Below are 17832 nucleotides of genomic sequence, written 5' to 3' on the forward strand. Positions count from 1 at the left end.
CGTGACGAAGGCGCGGATCTGATAGATTTCCATGGCCGCCAGTTTAGGCCGCCAACAGCCGCACCTGCGTGGGTTCCAGTCCGATGGATACCGGCGCGCCGATGGGAAACGGCGACAGCCCGGCCAGGTGCGACTGATCCGCCGTCAGGCGTTGTTCGCCGATCAGCACCTGATAGCGCGTGAATTCGCCCAGGAATTCGCTGCTTTCCACAATGCCGGGCAGCCACACATAGCGCGCGTCGCCCAGGCCGTCCGCCATTTCGATCTGTACGGTGTGGGGCCGGAAGCTGGCGGCCAGCCGGCTGGCGGCGGGGGCTTCCGCCGTCAGGGGCAGGTGCAGGTCGCCCACGCCGGGCACGGCCAGCACCACGCTGCCGCTGGTGCGTTCGCGCACATCGCCTTCCAGCACGTTCATCGTGCCGACGAAGTTGGCCACGAAGCGGTTCGTCGGATAGTCGAACAGCGTGCTGGGCGCGCCGATCTGCTGCACCACGCCGTGATCCAGCACCGCCATGCGGTCGGCCGTCGTCATGGCTTCTTCCTGGTCGTGCGTGACGAAGATGGTGGTGATGCCCAGGCGCCGTTGCAGGCTCAGCAGGTCTTGGCGCATCTGCACGCGCAGCTTCTTGTCCAGATTGGACAGCGGCTCGTCCAGCAGCAGCACCTGGGGTTCGATGACGATGGTGCGCGCCAGCGCCACGCGCTGCTGCTGGCCGCCCGACAGCTGGTTGGGCCGGCGCTTGCCATACTGAGACAGGCCCACCAGTTCCAGCGCGGCTTCGACCTTGGCGCGAATCTCGGCGCGTGGCAACTTGCGTTCGACCAGCCCGAAGGCCACGTTGTCCCACACCGTCATGTGCGGCCACAACGCATAGTTCTGGAACACCATGCCGATGTTGCGATCCCAGGGCGGGGTGCCGGTGATGTCTTTGCCGTCCACCAGCAGCTGGCCGGCGCTATGGCGATTAAAGCCCGCGATCAAGCGCAGCAGGGTCGACTTGCCGGAGCCGGACGGGCCCAGCAGCGCAAAGAACTCGCCCGGCTCGATGTGGATATTTACGTCTTTCAGCACTTCCGTCTTGCCATAGGACAGGCGGATGTTGCGGCACTCTACGCTGACCTTCTTCATGCGGATTCCCCTTCAGTGCGTGCCGGACGCTGGCGCGACTGCGCGCGCTCAACCAGCAGGTGCGATACATACGTGCCGATGGCCACCGCGGCCACCGCCAGCACGCCCAGCGCGGCGCCGGGCCCCCGGCCCGCCGCGCTTTGCATATACAGATAGATGCCGTAGCTCATGGGCGCCTGGCTGTCCTTGGTGACCAGCATGATGGTGGCCGACAATTCCACCGCCGCCGTCACGAAGCTGGTCACGAAGCCGGCCAGCATGCCGCCCGCCATCAGGGGCACGACAACGCGACGGATCGTGCTCATGCGGGTGGCGCCCAGCGATTGCGCGGCTTCTTCCAGCGACACGTTGATCTGCTGCAACGAGGCCACGCAAGAACGCAACGCATAGGGCAGGCGCCGGACCGAATACGCGATCATGATGATGATCCACGACGAGGTCAGCAGCGTGCCGGTGCCCGGCAGTTCGATGCCGCGAAACGTGCGCAGAAAGCCGATCGCCAGCACGATGCCCGGTATCGCCAGCGCGGCCGAGGCCATGAAGTCCAGCCACTGGCGGGCCGGCAGCCGCGTGCGCAGCATCAGGTAGGCGATGGCGGTACCAAGAATCACGTCCACGCCGGCTGCCAGCCCGCAATAGAGCAGGGTGTTGGCGATCATGCCCTGCGATTCCGAGAACACTGCCGAGTAATGCGCCAGCGTGTAGCCATCCGGCAGTGGGGCGAAGCTCCAGACGCTGGCCAGCGACAGCAGCAGCACGCCCATGTGCGGCGACAGCACCAGCAGCAACACCAGGATGATCCAGCCATAGGCCAACACGCTTTCCATCGGCCCCAGCTTGCGCTTCTGAATGGAGTTGCCGCCCTTTTGCAGGGTGGAATAATCGCGCCCCTTGAGCACGCGCGCCGACAACCACAACGCCAGGATCGAGAACGCGATCATGATGACGCTGATCACATAGCCCAGCGGATCTTCCAGCCCCACCTGCGTGATGCGCAGGTAGGCTTGTGGCGCCAGCATGTTCGTCGTGCCCAGCACCAGCGGCGTGCCCAGGTCGTCGAACACCTTGACGAACACCAGCGACGCGCCGGCCACGTAGCCGGGCAGGGCCAGCGGGAAAATCACGCGGCGGAACAGGCGAAACCCGCGCGAGCCCAGGTTGAACGCGGCTTCTTCCATGGCACCGTCGATATTGCGCAACGCCACCACCAGGTTCATCAGGATGAACGGAAAGTAGTGCAGGGCTTCAACGAAGATGACGCCGTTCAAGCCTTCCATGAACGGGATCGTGAACCCGAACCAATCGTTCAGCAGCAGGTTGACGCTGCCCGACCGTCCGAAGATCAGCTGCATCGCCACGGCGCCCACAAACGGCGGCATGATGAGCGGCAGCACGCCCAGCGTCTGGATGATCAGCGCACCGCGAAAATCAAAGCGCACCGTGAAGTACGCCAGCGGCACCGCGATCAGGGAGGCCAGCAGCGCCGACCAGCCCGCCACGTACAGGCTGTTGAAAAACGCTTCCTGCATCAGGGGCTGATTGAAGAAGGCACCAAAGTGGCCCATCGTGAAACTGCCGTCGGCGTTCACGAAGGCGCTGTAGAAGACCGTGCCCACGGGCACGGCAAGAAAAAGCAGCAGAAAGCCGAATACCAGCAGCGCCGTCAAAACGGGGCCGGCGGGCAGGCGTGAGTGGCCCGAAGAATTCATCGAGATTCCCGAAATCGTTGCCAGGGGACGGCGCACCGGACGCGTGCCCGGTGCGGTTCGCTAAGGCGGTTCGCCAGTTGCTGTTCGCTAGAGGCGGCTTACAGCGCGCCCGCCTGCCTGGCCAGCTTCACGGCTTCTTCGTAGTTGGCCTTGGACTTGCCGTTCCACTCGCCTTCCAGCTGGGTGATCTGCTGGTTGACCGTGGCGTCTTTCTTGTTGCCCGCGAAGATGGCCAGGAAGGCTGGGTCGGCGGCCTTCTTGCCATCGACCAGCGGCGCCCAGGCAAGCTTGCGCGCTTGTGCCAGCAGCTCGGCCGCCTTGCCGGTCTTGGCCTTGTCGCCCAGTTTGGCTTCGGCGTCGTAGATGGCCTTGGTGGCCGCCTGCAATTCCTTCAGGCGGAAAGTGACGGTTTGGTCATACAGCGATTGCACGACGTAATAACGCGTCTGTGACAGGTCGGCGTTGAATTGCACCTTGCTGCGCTTGGCGATGTCGGCCGGGTCCGGATAGCCGGGTGGGATCTTGCCGGCAAGCGCGGAGTAAGGCAGCACCGGAAGACGCGAAATCTTCGGTTCCAACAGCAGCTCCTGGCCGGCCTGGCTTAACGTGAAGGCGATGAATTTCTTGCCTTCCTCGGTGTTCTTCGCGCCCTCGATCAAGGCGATGTTCGCGGGCACAATCGCGGTCTCGGACGGATAGACGAATTCCACGGGGAACTTGGAATACTTGCTGGACAGGCCAAAGAAGTCGATGACCGGGCCGGCGCCGAACTGGCCGTTGTTCACGCCGTCTGGCACGCCGAATGACCGTTCTGTCACCGCGCTGCTGTTGCCGGACATGCGCAGCAAGGTGTTCCAGCCGTCATCCCAGCCTTCGCCTTGCAGAATGGTCTCCACGGTCAAATGCATGGTGCCCGAGCGCGACGGCGACGTGATGCCCACGTGGCCAAACCACTTGGGCGACAGCAGATCCTTCCATTCCACCGGCGCGGGAATCTTGTGCGCCGCGATATAACGCGTGTTGTAGACAATGCCGTAGCCGGCCAGGGCCTGGCCCAGGTACATGCCGGACGGATCGTTGATAGGGTAGTTGCCGATCTTGTCCGGCACGTCTTTGTTTGCCACGTCGGACGACTTGGCCAGCAGCTTGTCGCGGCCCAGCACTTCGAAGGCGTCGGGCGCGCTGGCCCAGAACACTTCGGGGCGTTGGCCGGCGGGCGTTTCACGCACATAGGCAATGCCCGACACGGTGTTCTTATTCAGGATTTCCAGCGTGATGCCGGGGTTGGCCTTTTCAAACGCGCTCTTGTAAGCCTGCGTCAGGTCCTTTGGGAACGACGTGATCACCGTGACGGTGCCGGCCAGGGCGGGTGCCGAGCAGACGGCCAGCAGGGCGCCTGCAAGGGCGGTGCGCATTGCATGCATGGTTTGTCTCCGTAGTTTTAATTTGTCTGGAGACAGTAATGTCTGGTCTGCAACGCGTCCAATCAGAAATTTTGATGCGGCTCATCAGCGCGGGGCCGTGATGGTGGCGCCCCCGCTGGTGACGCGCTGCGGTCAAGCCGTGGTGGACACGGCGGCGCCCGCTGAGCCCGCTTCGGCTCTGGCCATGGCCGCCTTGGCCTGCAGGACCAGCACCTTCTGGATCTGCCCTTGGATCTGCATGGCCTGGCCGTTCAGCGCTTGAAGCTGCTGTGCCTTCATCTCGTCCGACATGCCGCTGGCCTGCACCTTGGCGATCTGATCCATGATGCGCTTGAGCTGCTTTTGCAGTTCTTTGATCTGACGCGTGAATTCGTCATCGTTACCGGCGTCTTCCGAGGCCTTGGTGCCCCCTACACGCAGCGCCCCAGCGTTGTTGACGCGGATCGTGCCGTCGGGGCTGACCGTTGTCGCCTCCCCGCCTGCGGGATCCGTCGCTTCCTTGTTGGCTTGAATCTTCTGGGCCCACAGGTCGGCCATACTGCCGATCCGGGATGTGCCGCCGATGGAATTGATAGCCATGATGTCTCCAGGTACTTGGTGGGGATTGCGGGGCGTTCATCTGATGAACGGCATGTTGGGGTCCAACTTAAACATTGCCGCCTTTTCGCGGCCCCCTTTACACTGGCGCCCGCTTACCCCGACACCTTATTTGGGATATCCATGTCCAATTCCTATTTCCCGCGTTGGCGCCTGGCGGACGACGCCGAACCCGGCGTCATCATTGCGCCCGATGAACGGCTGTCCTGGCCCAAAAACGTCGCCATGGGCGCGCAGCACGTTGTGGCCATGTTCGGCTCGACGGTGCTGGCGCCGTTGCTGATGGGCTTTGATCCCAACGTCGCGATCCTGATGTCCGGCATCGGCACGCTGATCTTCTTCCTGTTCGTCGGCGGCCGGGTGCCCAGCTATCTGGGGTCCAGCTTCGCTTTCATCGGGGGCGTAATCGCGGTCACCGGCTATGCGGGCGGGGGCGCCAACGCCAACATCGGCGTGGCGCTGGGCGCGATCATCGCGTGTGGCCTGGCGTATACGCTGATCGGGGTGATCGTGTGGATCGTCAATGCACGCTCGGGCAGCGGTGCCAACTGGATCGACGCCTTGATGCCGCCTGTTGTCACGGGCGCGGTGGTGGCGGTAATCGGCTTGAACCTGGCGCCCATCGCGGCTAAGGGCGCCATGGGCGCGTCGGGTTTTGACACGTTCATGGCGCTGGTGACCATTGTTTGCGTCGGCGGCATCGCCGTCTACACCAAGGGCATGGTGCAGCGCCTGTTGATCCTGGTTGGCCTGATCCTGGCGTGCGTGGTGTACGCCGTGCTGGCCAACGGCATGGGGCTGGGCAAGCCGATCGACTTTTCGGGCGTGGCCGCCGCCGCGTGGATCGGCCTGCCGCATTTTGCAGCCCCGGTCTTCAAAGCCGAGGCCATGGGGCTGATCGTGCCGGTCGCGATTATCCTGGTCGCCGAAAACCTGGGCCACGTGAAGGCCGTCAGCGCCATGACGGGCCAGGACCTGGACCGCTATCTGGGCCGCGCCTTCGTGGGCGACGGGGTGGCAACCATGGTGTCGGGCGCGGTGGGCGGCACGGGCGTCACGACCTATGCCGAGAACATCGGCGTCATGGCAGTCACCCGCATCTACTCCACGCTGGTTTTCGTCGTGGCCGCGCTGATCGCCGTCGTGCTGGGGTTTTCGCCCAAGTTCGGCGCACTGATCCAGACCATTCCCGGGCCCGTGCTGGGCGGCATGTCGGTGGTGGTGTTCGGCCTGATCGCGATCGCAGGCGCGCGGATCTGGGTCGTCAACCAAGTGGATTTCAGCGACAACCGCAATCTGATCGTGGCCGCCGTCACCTTGGTGCTGGGCGCCGGCGACTTCACCATCAAGATCGGCGACTTCATGCTGGGCGGAATCGGTACCGCCACGTTCGGCGCGATCATCCTGTATGCGCTGCTGCGCCGTCGTAAGCCGGGGCCGATTGTCTAGGCAGTTGCAGGCGGGCGCGATCTCCGGGCAGGTCGCGTCGCCTTGAGGGATTTTTGACAAAATAGCCGTTTTTGGCGGGTTACAGCCCCGAAATGCGTGCAAAAGCACGTTTTCCGGGGTCGCTTGCAATTCCGGTGGAGTTTGCCCACAATATGACTTTGATTGCCCCGGTTCCGACCCGAGCCGGGGTTTTGTTTTGGTCGTCCGCGCCGCTAGCTTCGTGTCAAATCTTGCACCGACAGCAGGTGCGCGTCAGGGTAACGACCTTCACCGAGAACGCTCCGTCGGGGCGTTTTTCTACTTTTTGTTTGGGAAACGACATGTCTGCCATTCCTTTGACCGTGCGCGGGGCCGAGCGCTTGCAAGAAGAGCTCCAGCGGCTGAAAACCGTGGAACGTCCTGCCGTTATCAACGCCATCGCCGAAGCGCGAGCGCAGGGCGATCTGTCGGAAAACGCCGAATATGACGCTGCTCGCGAGCGCCAAGGCTTTATCGAAGGCCGGATTGCCGAACTTGAAGGCACGCTTTCCAACGCCCACCTGATCGATCCGACTTCGCTGGATGCCGAAGGCCGTGCCGTTTTCGGCGCTACCGTGGATATCGAAGACCTGGATTCGGGTGACCGCGTGACGTACCAGATCGTCGGTGACGTCGAAGCCGATATCAAGGCCAATCTGATTTCCGTATCCAGCCCGGTGGCGCGCGCGCTGATCGGCAAGAGCGAAGGCGACGTGGTCGAGGTCAAGGCCCCGGCTGGCGTTCGCGAATACGAAGTATTGGGCGTGCGTTACATCTAACGCGTTCGCCTTGGCGGTACACTGTCAAAACGCCATAGCTTGAAGCCTGCGTTAGGCGGGCTGCCCGCGGTACCTGCGCGGATCGCTATGGTGGACCGGGCGCGTAAAGCGCCCGTTTTTGTGCCCGGCCTTATCTTTTTGCCGTCTTGCGGCTGGTGCCGCTGCGTGCTCCGGCCCGCAGGCTCAGCGCACTGCCGGCGCGGCGGGGAATGCCGTGGCCGCTGGCGGTAGCCCGCTTGTTGCTGGGGCGCATGGGCTTGCCGTTCTTGTTCAGCTGGTCTTGCGGCACGAAGCGCGCCTTGGCCGCCTTGGGCTCTTCGGACTCGCTACGGCGCGGACGCTTGGCCAGGCTCTTGCCTTCGGCGGCCAGCTTCTTCGGCGTGTAGGGTTCGGAAGCGCGGCGCTTGGCAGGAGCCACGGGCTCCATCGCGGCCAGCGCGGCGGGCTTGACGTTGCCGGCCAGGGGACGGAACAGAATCAGGGTCTTGCCCAGGTGGTGCACCGGGGCGCAAGACAGGGTGTCGCAGATCGTCGACAACATGGTCTCGCGGGCCTCGCGGTCATCGCCGCCGGCGCGTACCTTGATGAGGCCATGAGACGCCAGTGCCAGGTCGATTTCCTTGAGCACGGCTTCGGTCAGGCCATTGTCGCCAATCAGGACGACGGGGCGCAGAGGGTGAGCGGCGGAGCGAAGGTCGCTGCGCTCACGAGAGGTAAGTTCTAATATAGGCATGCGTGGAATTGTACGGTAATGGCCAAGAATAAATTCTCTAAAGACTGGATTCACCAGCACATCAACGATCCCTATGTGAAGCTGGCGCAACAGAAGGGCTATCGCGCCCGCGCCGCCTTCAAGCTGATCGAGATCCTGGATACCGAAAAACTGATGCGCCGGGGCGACCTGGTCATTGATCTGGGCTCGGCGCCGGGCAGTTGGTCCCAAGTCGCGCGCGAGCGCCTGGCCGGGCCGGGCGGCGTTGTGGACGGACGTATTATTGCGCTGGATCTGCTTCCCATGGAGCCGGTGGCCGGGGTGGAATTCATCCAGGGCGACTTCCGCGACGATGACGTTCTGAAACAATTGGAAGACATGGTCGGATCTCGCGCCGTAGACCTTGTAATCTCGGACATGGCCCCCAACTTGTCAGGCGTGGGTAGTGCCGACTCCGCACGCATTCAGCATGTATGCGAGCTGGCGATGGAATTTTCCCGCGCTCATCTCAAGCCCAATGGGGCGCTGATCGTCAAGGCCTTCCACGGCAGCGGCTTTTCGCAGATCGTGCAGTCCTTCAAGCAGCACTTCAAGCGTGTGGTCGAGCGCAAGCCGAAGGCGTCCCGGGATAAATCCTCGGAAACCTTTCTGGTTGCCCGCGATCTGAAGTAACCCGGGCCAGGGCATGCTGCCCCGGAACCCCAAAGAACTTACCTGCTTGCCGAGACAACGACCACCATAACGACAAATCAGACGTAACTACACGGACCCCAGGGATCCCAGGACGCAATCGGGTCCAACAGGGTAGAATGGGCTATTGACATACTTGTGACTGTGCCATATGCGGGTGCGCGGTTGCCGGTCGGAATCGAAAGCAGGAGATCGACCTTGAATAATTCATTTTCGAAAGTCGCTGTCTGGATGGTGATAGCCCTGGTGCTGTTCACCGTCTTCAAACAGTTCGACGGACGCGCTCAGACCCAGGACGGCGTGACTTACACGCAGTTCATGGACGACGCCAAGGCGGGACGTATCCGCAAGGTCGACGTTCAGGGCGACGTGCTGTACGTCACCCCGGACGCGGGCCGCGCCTACACGCTGACTTCGCCCGGCGACCTCTGGATGGTCTCCGATCTGCTGAAGTACGGCGTCCAGGTGTCTGGCAAGCCGCGTGAAGAGCAATCGCTCCTGATGAGCATCTTCGTGTCCTGGTTCCCCATGCTGCTGTTGATCGGCGTATGGGTTTTCTTCATGCGACAGATGCAGGGCGGCGGTAAGGGCGGGGCATTCAGCTTCGGCAAATCGCGCGCCCGCATGCTCGACGAAAACACCAATCAAATCACCTTTGCCGACGTTGCCGGCTGCGACGAAGCCAAGGAAGACGTCCAGGAATTGGTCGACTTCCTGCGCGACCCCAGCAAGTTCCAGAAGCTGGGCGGCCGCATTCCCCGTGGCGTGCTGATGGTGGGCTCGCCGGGTACCGGCAAGACGCTGCTGGCCAAGGCCATCGCCGGCGAAGCCAAGGTGCCGTTCTTCAGCATCTCGGGTTCGGACTTCGTTGAAATGTTCGTCGGCGTGGGCGCGGCCCGTGTTCGCGACATGTTCGAAAACGCCAAGAAGCACGCGCCTTGCATCATCTTCATCGACGAAATCGATGCAGTGGGTCGTCAGCGTGGCGCCGGCCTGGGTGGCGGCAACGACGAACGCGAGCAGACCCTGAACCAGATGCTGGTTGAAATGGACGGCTTTGAATCCGGCCAGGGCGTCATCGTGATCGCCGCAACCAACCGCCCCGACGTGCTGGATCCGGCGCTGCTGCGTCCGGGCCGTTTCGACCGTCAAGTCGTGGTGCCGCTGCCCGATATCCGTGGCCGCGAGCAGATTCTGAAAGTCCACATGCGCAAGGTTCCGCTGTCGCCTAACGTCGACGCGACCATCCTGGCGCGCGGCTGCCCCGGTTTCTCGGGCGCCGACCTGGCCAACCTGGTGAACGAAGCCGCGCTGTTCGCCGCTCGCCGTAATGGCCGCACGGTGGATATGTCCGACTTCGAAAAGGCCAAGGACAAGATCATCATGGGCGCCGAACGTCGCTCGATCGTCATGCCTGAAGAGGAACGCAAGAACACCGCGTACCACGAGTCCGGCCACGCGATCGTTGCCCGCTTGCTGCCCAAGACCGACCCGGTTCACAAGGTCACCATCATTCCGCGCGGCCGTGCGCTGGGCGTGACGATGCAGTTGCCCGAAACCGACCGCTACAGCATGGACAAGGGCCGCTTGCTGTCCACCATCGCCGTGCTGTTTGGTGGCCGTATCGCCGAAGAGCTGTTCATGGACCAGATGACGACGGGCGCCTCGAACGACTTCGAACGCGCCACCGCCATCGCCCGCGACATCGTCACCCGCTACGGCATGACGGACGAGCTGGGCCCGATGGTCTATGCCGAGAACGAAGGCGAAGTGTTCCTGGGCCGCAGCGTTACGAAGACGACCCACATGTCCGAAGCCACCATGCAAAAGGTGGACACCGAGATCCGCCGCATCATCGACGAGCAATACCAAGTCGCGCGCAAGATCCTGGAAGACAATCGCGACAAGGTCGAAGTCATGACGGCCGCGCTGCTCGAATGGGAAACCATCGACGCCGACCAGATCAACGACATCATCGAGGGCCGTCCTCCGCGTCCCCCGAAAACGCCGCAAGGTCCGTCCGATTCGACGGACACGCCGCCCAGCACCGGGCTGGCGGCTGGCGGCAGCACGGCTGCAGCAGTCTGAGGTTTTTTGTCCTGAGTTATGGCAAATAACTTCCTTTGCGGGCGCTTCGAGTTTGATCTCGAGCGCCCGCTTGTCATGGGCATCGTCAATGTCACGCCGGATTCATTTTCGGACGGTGGCCAGCACGACGATACGGATTCCGCGGTGGCGCACGCGCGCCAGTTGATCGAAGAGGGCGCTCAGATTCTTGATCTGGGCGGTGAATCGACGCGACCGGGTGCGGATCCGGTGTCGGTTACAGACGAACTGAATCGGCTGTTGCCCGTGATCGAGGCGCTACGCGATTGCGGTGTGCCGCTGTCCATCGACACCTTCAAGCCCGAAGTCATGCGCGCCACGCTGGATGCGGGCGCCGACATGATCAACGACATCTATGGCTTCAGGCAGGCCGGCGCCATCGAGGCGGTGGCGCAATCGCGCTGCGGGCTGTGCGTGATGCACATGAAGGGCGAGCCTCGCACCATGCAGGCCGCGCCCCCCGAATACACCGACCTGATCGGTGAAATCGGACTTTTCCTGGGCTCGCGCGCGCAGAAGCTGCGTGCCGCCTGGGTTGATCCCCGCCGTATCGTGCTGGACCCGGGTTTCGGTTTCGGCAAGACGGCAGACCAAAATTTCCAGTTGCTGCGTCGGCTGTCCAGCTTGCGCAGCGGTGGCTATCCATTGCTGATCGGCCTGTCGCGTAAAAACATGATCGGGCAGGCCACCGGCCGACCGATCGGCGACCGGCTGTCCGGCAGCATCGCCGCAGCGCTTGCCTGCGTGTCGCGGGGCGCCTCCATCGTGCGTGTGCACGATGTTGCCGCCACCGTTGACGCCCTTAAGGTATGGCATGCGGCTGAACAAGGAGCAATCAGTTCATGAGTCAACGCAAGTATTTCGGCACCGATGGGGTGCGCGGTGAAGTGGGCGGCCCGGTCATCAATGCCGAGTTCGCGCTACGCCTGGGTTATGCGGCCGGCCGCGTGCTGGCGCGCGAACATGCCGTGCGCGGCGGCAGCCGCCCGCAAGTGGTCATTGGCAAGGACACGCGCATTTCCGGCTACATGCTGGAATCCGCGCTGGAAGCCGGTTTGTCGGCCGCGGGCATCGACGTGCTGCTGGCCGGCCCGATCCCGACTCCGGCCGTCGCTTACCTGACCCGCGCGCTGCGCCTGGTGGCCGGCATCGTAATCAGTGCTTCCCACAATCCGTACCAGGACAACGGCATCAAGTTCTTCTCGGCGCAGGGCATGAAGCTGCCGGATGACATCGAAGCCGCCATCGAAGCCGCGCTGGACGAGCCGCTGGGTTGCGTCAGTTCTGAAGGCCTGGGCCGCGCCCGCCGCATGTCGGACTCGCAAGGCCGCTACATTGAATTCTGCAAGAGCACGTTCCCCAACGATCTGGACCTGAACGGGATGAAGATCGTGGTGGACGCCGCCCATGGCGCCGCCTACAACATCGCCCCCCATGTGTTCCGCGAACTGGGCGCCGAGGTGCATGCCATCGGCGTGCATCCGGACGGCTTCAACATCAACAAGGGCGTGGGCGCGTTGCACCCCGAGTCCCTGGCCAAGGAAGTGCAGGCGCGTGGCGCGCATCTGGGCGTAGCCCTGGACGGCGACGCCGACCGGCTGCAAGTGGTCGATGGCGAAGGCCGCATCTATAACGGTGACGAACTGCTTTACGCCATCGTTCGCGAACGCATGCAGCGCGGCAAGGTAGATGGCGTGGTCGGCACGCTGATGACCAACTTTGGTTTCGAACGCGAAATGCAGCGCCTGGGTGTCGGCTTCGAACGCGCCAACGTGGGCGACCGCTACGTGCTGGAACAGATGCAGGCGCGCGGCTGGCAATACGGCGGCGAAAGCTCCGGCCACCTGCTGTGCCTGGATTGCCACTCCACCGGCGACGGCATCATTGCCGCCTTGCAGGTGCTGACCGCATTGCGTCGCGGCAATACGACGATGGCCGAGTGGGTGCGCGACCTGCGCATGTACCCGCAGAAGATGATCAACGTGCCGTTGACCCCAGGCCAGGACTGGAAAACGCATCCCGGCCTGACCGCCGCCCGCGCCGCCGTTGAAGCCGAACTGAACGGTCGTGGTCGCATCCTGATCCGCGCATCGGGCACTGAACCGAAGCTTCGCCTGATGGTCGAAGCTGAAGATGAATCCCTTGCCGTTTCCTCCGCAGAGAAGCTCGCCGCCAGCTTGGCGTAAGCCCGGCCCAGCCGCTTTAGAAAAAGCCACCCACCGAGTTTCGGTGGGTGGCTTTTGTGCATTGATGCTTGGTAGTGAATTGTAAAGTTTTGTCGAGATTCGCCCAAAGTCGACCTATCTCCCCCGAACTAAACTTCATAGTCACGTAACATATTGGTCAAGTCTTTGACATACAGGGCGTCCAAACTGACCGGACTCTCTAGGAGCTACGCGCAATGCTGGAATTAGCACGCACCACCCCAAGCCGTAATCCCGCCGAACCCTGGAAGGGCAACGCCCCGAAAGTGCTGGCGGTGGGCCTGGCGCGCACGGCTGAAGAAATCGAGCAGATCCAACGTCTGCGCTACGACGTCTTCACCGAGGACATGGGCGCGGTGTTTCCCGACGCGCATGACGGCATCGAGCATGACCGCTTCGACCCCTTTTGCGAACACCTGATGGTGCGCGAAATGGATACGGGCCGCGTCGTCGGCACGTATCGCATCCTGACACCGGAAAAGGCCCGTGAAGCGGGCGGATATTACGCGCAGTCAGAGTTCGATCTTTCCGGGCTGGGTCCGATTCGAGACCAGCTCGTTGAAGTCGGCCGATCGTGTACCCATTCCGACTACCGCAACGGCGCCGTGATCATGCTGTTGTGGTCTGGCCTGACGGAATACCTGCGGCGCGGTGGCTACGAATACGTACTGGGCTGCGCCAGCGTCAGCCTGCGCGATGACGGCGTCACCGCCGCCGAAGTGTGGCGCACGATCATGCCGCAGCTGCCCCAGGGCGGCGAGCCCCACGTGACCCCGCTGCACCGCTACCCGGTGGAAAAGCTGAACAGCACGCTGCCGGCCCGCGTGCCGCCGCTGATCAAGGGGTATCTGAAGCTGGGCGCCAAGGTCTGTGGCGAACCCGCCTGGGACCCGGACTTCAACGCCGCCGACTTCCCGGTGCTGCTGAAAATGGAACGCATGGACGAGCGCTATCGCCGCCATTTCGGGCTGGACCAGCCCGCGGCCCTGAACGGCCAGCGCTGATCACCATGCGCCGCCTGTTCCGCCGAATGAAAATCAGATTGATACGGCGGGCCACGCGGCCTTTGCGGCTTGAGCTCAAGCAGCTGCGCCGTCAGACCGATCTGTCTTTCTTTTAAAAAAGGGCAATGGCGCTGACGCCATTGCCCTTTTTTCGCCAACGCGCCGGAATCCTCGCAGTCAGAATTCCAGCACTTCGAACGAGAACCCCACCTTGTTCCATTCGGCTTCTTCCGCGCGCAGCGTGAAGTCGCTTAAGGGGTGTTGCGCCAGCCATTCGCGGTTGACCCGCACGACGATAGAGTTCTCGCGCACCGAGGCGGTCAGCGGAAGCGGTTCAATTTCGCCACGACGGCGGAATAGCAATACCGCCAGGCGCAGGCTCAGGATGGCCTTCCATTGGGGCCGCGTGCGGATCAGCGGCTCCAGCTTGGTCAACTTGCCTTGATGGCCCAGCGCCAGCAGCGCCAGCAACTGCTGATCGGCGCGCGAGAAGCCCGGCATGTCGGCGTTTTCAAGCACGTACGCGGTGTGCTTGTGATACGCATTGTGCGCGATCGACAGACCCACTTCGTGCAGGTCCGCCGCCCAGCCCAGCGCGGGCCGAAGCTCGGCGCGTTCTTGGCCTTCGGGGAACATGGCGTCGAACAGCGTTAGCGCCGCGTGGCGCACGCGCCGCGCCTGGTTGACGTCGACGTGATAGCGCTTCATGAACTGGCGCACCGATTCGTCGCGCTTGTCGTGCTCGTCGTCGCGGCCCAGCAGGTCATACAGCACGCCCAGGCGCAACGCGCCGTCGCCCGTGTGCATGACGTCGATGCCCAGCTCGTCGAACAGGGCGGTCATGATGGCCAGCCCGCCGGGCAGCACATCGGAACGCTCGATCTTGATGCCCGGCAGCTCGGACGGAATGACGCGGCCCGAACGCACGATGCGGTCTTTCAGCTTGGCCAGCCCCGCGCGCGTGATGCCGCGATCGGAAAAGCGGCTTTCGGTCAGGATGGCGAATAGCGCCTTGGCGGTGCCGGACGAGCCATAGGCTTCTTTCCAGCCCATCTTGCGGTACTGCTTGGCGATGACTTCGATTTCGCGCCGCGCCGCCAGCTCGGCCTGTTTCATCTGGTGCGCGTCGACCACGCCATCCGAGAAAAACTGGCGGCTGTAGCTGACGCAGCCCATGTACAACGACGACATCAGGGCGGGCTCGTGACCCTTGCCGATGATGACTTCGGTGGACCCGCCGCCAATATCGATGACCAGGCGTTTGTTGGGCGATGGGGGCAGGGTGTGGACCACGCCCGAGAAGATCAGGCGGGCTTCTTCGCGGCCGGCGATGACTTCAATGGGAAAGCCCAGCGCGGCTTCCGCGCGCGGCAGGAAGTCCCGCGTGTTGCGCGCGACGCGAAAGGTATTGGTGGCGACCGCGCGCACCCGGTTGGGGTGAAAACTGCGTAGTCGGTCGCCAAAACGCTCCAGCACGGCGATGGCGCGCTCGATGGCGTCGTCGCCCAAGCGTTTCTCGGCGTCCAGGCCGGCGGCAAGCCGGACGGTTTCCTTGAGACGATCGATCTGGTAGATCTGGGGCGTACCGTCCTGTTGAACGATGCGTCCGATGGAGAGGCGAAAGCTGTTGGACCCGAGGTCCACCGCGGCCAGAAGTTGATCCATGCGGCTCGTAATATAGGCTTTGAGGTGGCCTGATTATAGAGACCCCATGTGACAGTGCCTTCAGATGCGGGTTTTCGCTTATGGATCATAGGCTTGGCTGAATAATCCGGTTGCGCCATATGTCCCGATTTTGACGTACGCTACGGTTTTGCATGTGTGTCATAGAACCGTCACTCTTTTGCAGTAAAACTCCACGCTCTGTCCCAAACGTATGGAATCCGGTATGCCCACACGCCCGCCCGGCGAGCCCTTGCTCATGAATCGTGAGTTGTCGCTGCTCAAATTCAACGAACGCGTGCTGGCGATGGCGGAAGATCCGAAGACGCCGCTGCTGGAGCGGCTGCGGTACGTGTGTATCGTCAGCTCGAACCTGGACGAGTTCTTTGAAATCCGGATTTCCAGCCTGAAAGAGCAACAGCGCCAGTCGCCGAACCTGGTCGGCCCCGACGGCATGACGCCCGATCAGGCGTTTGAAAACGTCCAGCAGGCCGTCCACGCGCTGGTGGCGCGGCAATACAACCTGCTTAATGACGACATCCTGCCCGCCATGCAGTCCGAGGGCATCACCCTGCATCACGCGTCCGAATGGAATGCCGAGCAGCAGCAATGGGCGCGCGACGTCTTCAACCGCGACGTGATGCCGCTGCTGACGCCCATCGGGCTGGACCCGGCGCATCCGTTTCCTCGCGTCTACAACAAAAGCCTGAATTTCATTGTGTCGCTGGCCGGCGCCGACGCCTTCGGGCGTCAGGCGTCGATTGCCGTGGTGCAGGCGCCGCGCGCGCTGCCGCGCCTGATCAAGATGCCGCCCGAGCTCTCCGGCCACCCCGAAGGCTTCATCTTGCTGACGTCGCTGCTGCGCGCGTTCGTCGGCGAGCTATTTCCGGGCCTGGAAATGCTGGGTTGCTACCAATGGCGCGTCACCCGCAACAGCGACCTGTTCGTTGACGAGGAAGAAGTCACCAACCTGCGCCACGCCCTGCAAGGCGAGCTGTCGCAACGCAATTTCGGCGCCGCCGTGCGTCTGGAAATCGACAAGCTGACGCCGGTGGAACTGGAGACCTTTCTTCAGCGCGAATTCTCGCTGAAGGCTGAAGACACCTACCGCGTGCCCGGACCGGTGAACCTGTCGCGGCTGATGCAGCTGTGCAATTCCGACCTGCGCCCAGACCTGCTGTTCCCGGAATACCGCGCGCCCGTGCCCGCGCCTTTTGACAAGGTGGGCGACAAACCTCAAGACCTGTTCGATGCCGTGGCCCAGCAGGACCGCCTGCTGCACCACCCGTACCAGTCGTTTCAGCCCGTCATTGATTTCCTGACGGCGGCGGCGCTGGACCCCGACGTCATGGCCATCAAGCAGACCATCTACCGTACCGGCGAGGACTCCGAGCTGATGAAGATCCTGCTGGCGGCGGCGCGCGCCGGCAAGGAAGTGACGGTGGTGGTGGAACTGATGGCGCGCTTTGACGAGCAGACCAACATCAACTGGGCATCCAAACTGGAAGAGGTGGGGGCGCACGTGGTCTATGGCGTCGTGGCCCACAAGACGCACGCCAAGATGGCCGTGGTGCTGCGCCGCGAAAAGGGCCGTTTGCGCCGGTATGCGCACCTGGGCACCGGCAACTACCACCCACGCACCGCGCGGCTTTACACCGACTTTGGCCTGCTGACGGCCGATCCGAAATTGTGCGAGGACATGGACAAGGTGTTCGCGCAGCTGACGGGGCTGGGTGCGCGGCGGTCGCTGAAGGCATTGATGCAATCGCCGTTCACCATGCACGACGGGATGGTGGCGCTGATACGCGCCGAGGCCCGCGCGGCCAAGGCGTGCAAGCGCGCCCGCATCATGGCCAAGATGAATTCTCTGCTGGAAGAGCAGATCATCGAAGAACTGTACAAGGCCAGCCAGGCCGGCGTGAAAATCGATTTGATCGTGCGCGGCGTCTGCGCGTTGCGGGCCGGCGTGCCGGGGCTGTCGGAAAATATCCGCGTGCGGTCCATCGTGGGACGCTTCCTGGAGCATTCCCGCGTTTTCTATTTCTACGCCGAGGGCGAAGAAACGGTGTACCTGTCGTCAGCTGACTGGATGGACCGCAACTTTTTCCGCCGCGTGGAAATCGCGTTCCCGATCTACGACAAGGTGCTGAAGAAACGCGTTATCGACGAAGCGTTTACCTATGCGCTGCGCGATAACCAACTGGCATGGCAGCAGCGCCCTGATGGGGATTACACCCGGGTGAAAAGCCGACGCGAGCCCTTCAACCTGCACCAATACCTGATCGAAAAACTGGGCGTATAACGCCCGTCGCGCAGGCAGGGGGGGCGTCCCCCAAAAAATTGCGGGCG

General features: G+C 62.9%; 14 protein-coding genes. 8 read left to right on the forward strand and 6 right to left on the reverse strand.

Annotated elements, in window-relative coordinates:
• Positions 1–43: 43 nt before the first annotated feature.
• The 4 genes from ACNPP0_RS10465 to ACNPP0_RS10480 all read right to left on the reverse strand — a co-directional run bounded on the left by ACNPP0_RS10465 (position 44) and on the right by ACNPP0_RS10480 (position 4841).
• Positions 44–1129, reverse strand: a complete 1086-nt coding sequence (locus tag ACNPP0_RS10465) for an ABC transporter ATP-binding protein (protein WP_120156687.1) — start codon at positions 1127–1129, stop codon at positions 44–46.
• Positions 1126–2838, reverse strand: a complete 1713-nt coding sequence (locus tag ACNPP0_RS10470; RefSeq protein ID WP_332613251.1) for an ABC transporter permease — start codon at positions 2836–2838, stop codon at positions 1126–1128. The genes ACNPP0_RS10465 and ACNPP0_RS10470 overlap by 4 nt, the downstream gene beginning before the upstream one ends.
• Positions 2839–2936: 98 nt before the next feature.
• Positions 2937–4262 carry an ABC transporter substrate-binding protein gene (locus ACNPP0_RS10475; RefSeq protein ID WP_332613252.1) on the reverse strand — a complete coding sequence of 442 codons (1326 nt, stop codon included), beginning with the start codon at positions 4260–4262 and terminating at the stop codon, positions 2937–2939.
• A gap of 132 nt (positions 4263–4394) precedes the next feature.
• Positions 4395–4841 (reverse strand): FlxA-like family protein, encoded by a 447-nt coding sequence (locus tag ACNPP0_RS10480; protein ID WP_448705827.1) that lies wholly within the window; start codon positions 4839–4841, stop codon positions 4395–4397.
• Positions 4842–4982: 141 nt separating this feature from the next.
• Here ACNPP0_RS10480 and ACNPP0_RS10485 point away from each other — a divergent pair, with 141 nt between their 5' ends.
• Together ACNPP0_RS10485 and greA are read left to right on the forward strand one after the other, a co-directional pair.
• Positions 4983–6308 carry a solute carrier family 23 protein gene (locus ACNPP0_RS10485; protein ID WP_448705828.1) on the forward strand — a complete coding sequence of 442 codons (1326 nt, stop codon included), beginning with the start codon at positions 4983–4985 and terminating at the stop codon, positions 6306–6308.
• Positions 6309–6628: 320 nt separating this feature from the next.
• On the forward strand, positions 6629–7105 hold the full coding sequence (gene greA, locus ACNPP0_RS10490; protein WP_006221068.1) for a transcription elongation factor GreA: 477 nt from the start codon (positions 6629–6631) through the stop codon (positions 7103–7105).
• Between the two features lie 130 nt (positions 7106–7235).
• Here the strand turns inward: greA and ACNPP0_RS10495 are convergent, their stop codons facing one another.
• Entirely contained in the window at positions 7236–7838 is a 603-nt protein-coding gene (locus ACNPP0_RS10495; protein ID WP_332613255.1) for a YhbY family RNA-binding protein, read from the reverse strand.
• An 18-nt stretch (positions 7839–7856) separates the two neighbouring features.
• Here ACNPP0_RS10495 and ACNPP0_RS10500 point away from each other — a divergent pair, with 18 nt between their 5' ends.
• From ACNPP0_RS10500 to ACNPP0_RS10520, 5 genes are all read left to right on the forward strand, one after another.
• The gene (locus ACNPP0_RS10500) at positions 7857–8489 is read left to right on the forward strand and encodes an RlmE family RNA methyltransferase (RefSeq protein ID WP_046806891.1); all 633 of its coding nucleotides are present in this window, start codon (positions 7857–7859) and stop codon (positions 8487–8489) included.
• A 216-nt stretch (positions 8490–8705) separates the two neighbouring features.
• Entirely contained in the window at positions 8706–10595 is a 1890-nt protein-coding gene (gene ftsH, locus ACNPP0_RS10505; protein WP_104144535.1) for an ATP-dependent zinc metalloprotease FtsH, read from the forward strand.
• A gap of 18 nt (positions 10596–10613) precedes the next feature.
• Positions 10614–11459: a dihydropteroate synthase gene (gene folP / locus ACNPP0_RS10510; protein WP_448705829.1), complete on the forward strand. Its 846-nt coding sequence runs from the start codon at positions 10614–10616 to the stop codon at positions 11457–11459.
• Entirely contained in the window at positions 11456–12799 is a 1344-nt protein-coding gene (gene glmM / locus ACNPP0_RS10515) for a phosphoglucosamine mutase (protein ID WP_332613261.1), read from the forward strand. Before folP ends, glmM begins: the two co-directional genes overlap by 4 nt.
• Positions 12800–13014: 215 nt before the next feature.
• Positions 13015–13821 carry a GNAT family N-acetyltransferase gene (locus ACNPP0_RS10520; protein ID WP_448705830.1) on the forward strand — a complete coding sequence of 269 codons (807 nt, stop codon included), beginning with the start codon at positions 13015–13017 and terminating at the stop codon, positions 13819–13821.
• 177 nt (positions 13822–13998) lie between these two features.
• On the opposite strand, the gene ppx is transcribed toward ACNPP0_RS10520, so the two are convergent.
• Positions 13999–15486, reverse strand: coding sequence for an exopolyphosphatase (ppx, locus tag ACNPP0_RS10525; RefSeq protein WP_448705831.1), 1488 nt, complete (start codon positions 15484–15486; stop codon positions 13999–14001).
• A 223-nt stretch (positions 15487–15709) separates the two neighbouring features.
• Between ppx and ppk1 the strand changes: the two genes are divergently transcribed.
• Positions 15710–17785, forward strand: a complete 2076-nt coding sequence (gene ppk1, locus ACNPP0_RS10530) for a polyphosphate kinase 1 (RefSeq protein ID WP_448705832.1) — start codon at positions 15710–15712, stop codon at positions 17783–17785.
• Positions 17786–17832: the final 47 nt, after the last annotated feature.

It is taken from the genome of Achromobacter semiaridum (genome assembly GCF_053543755.1).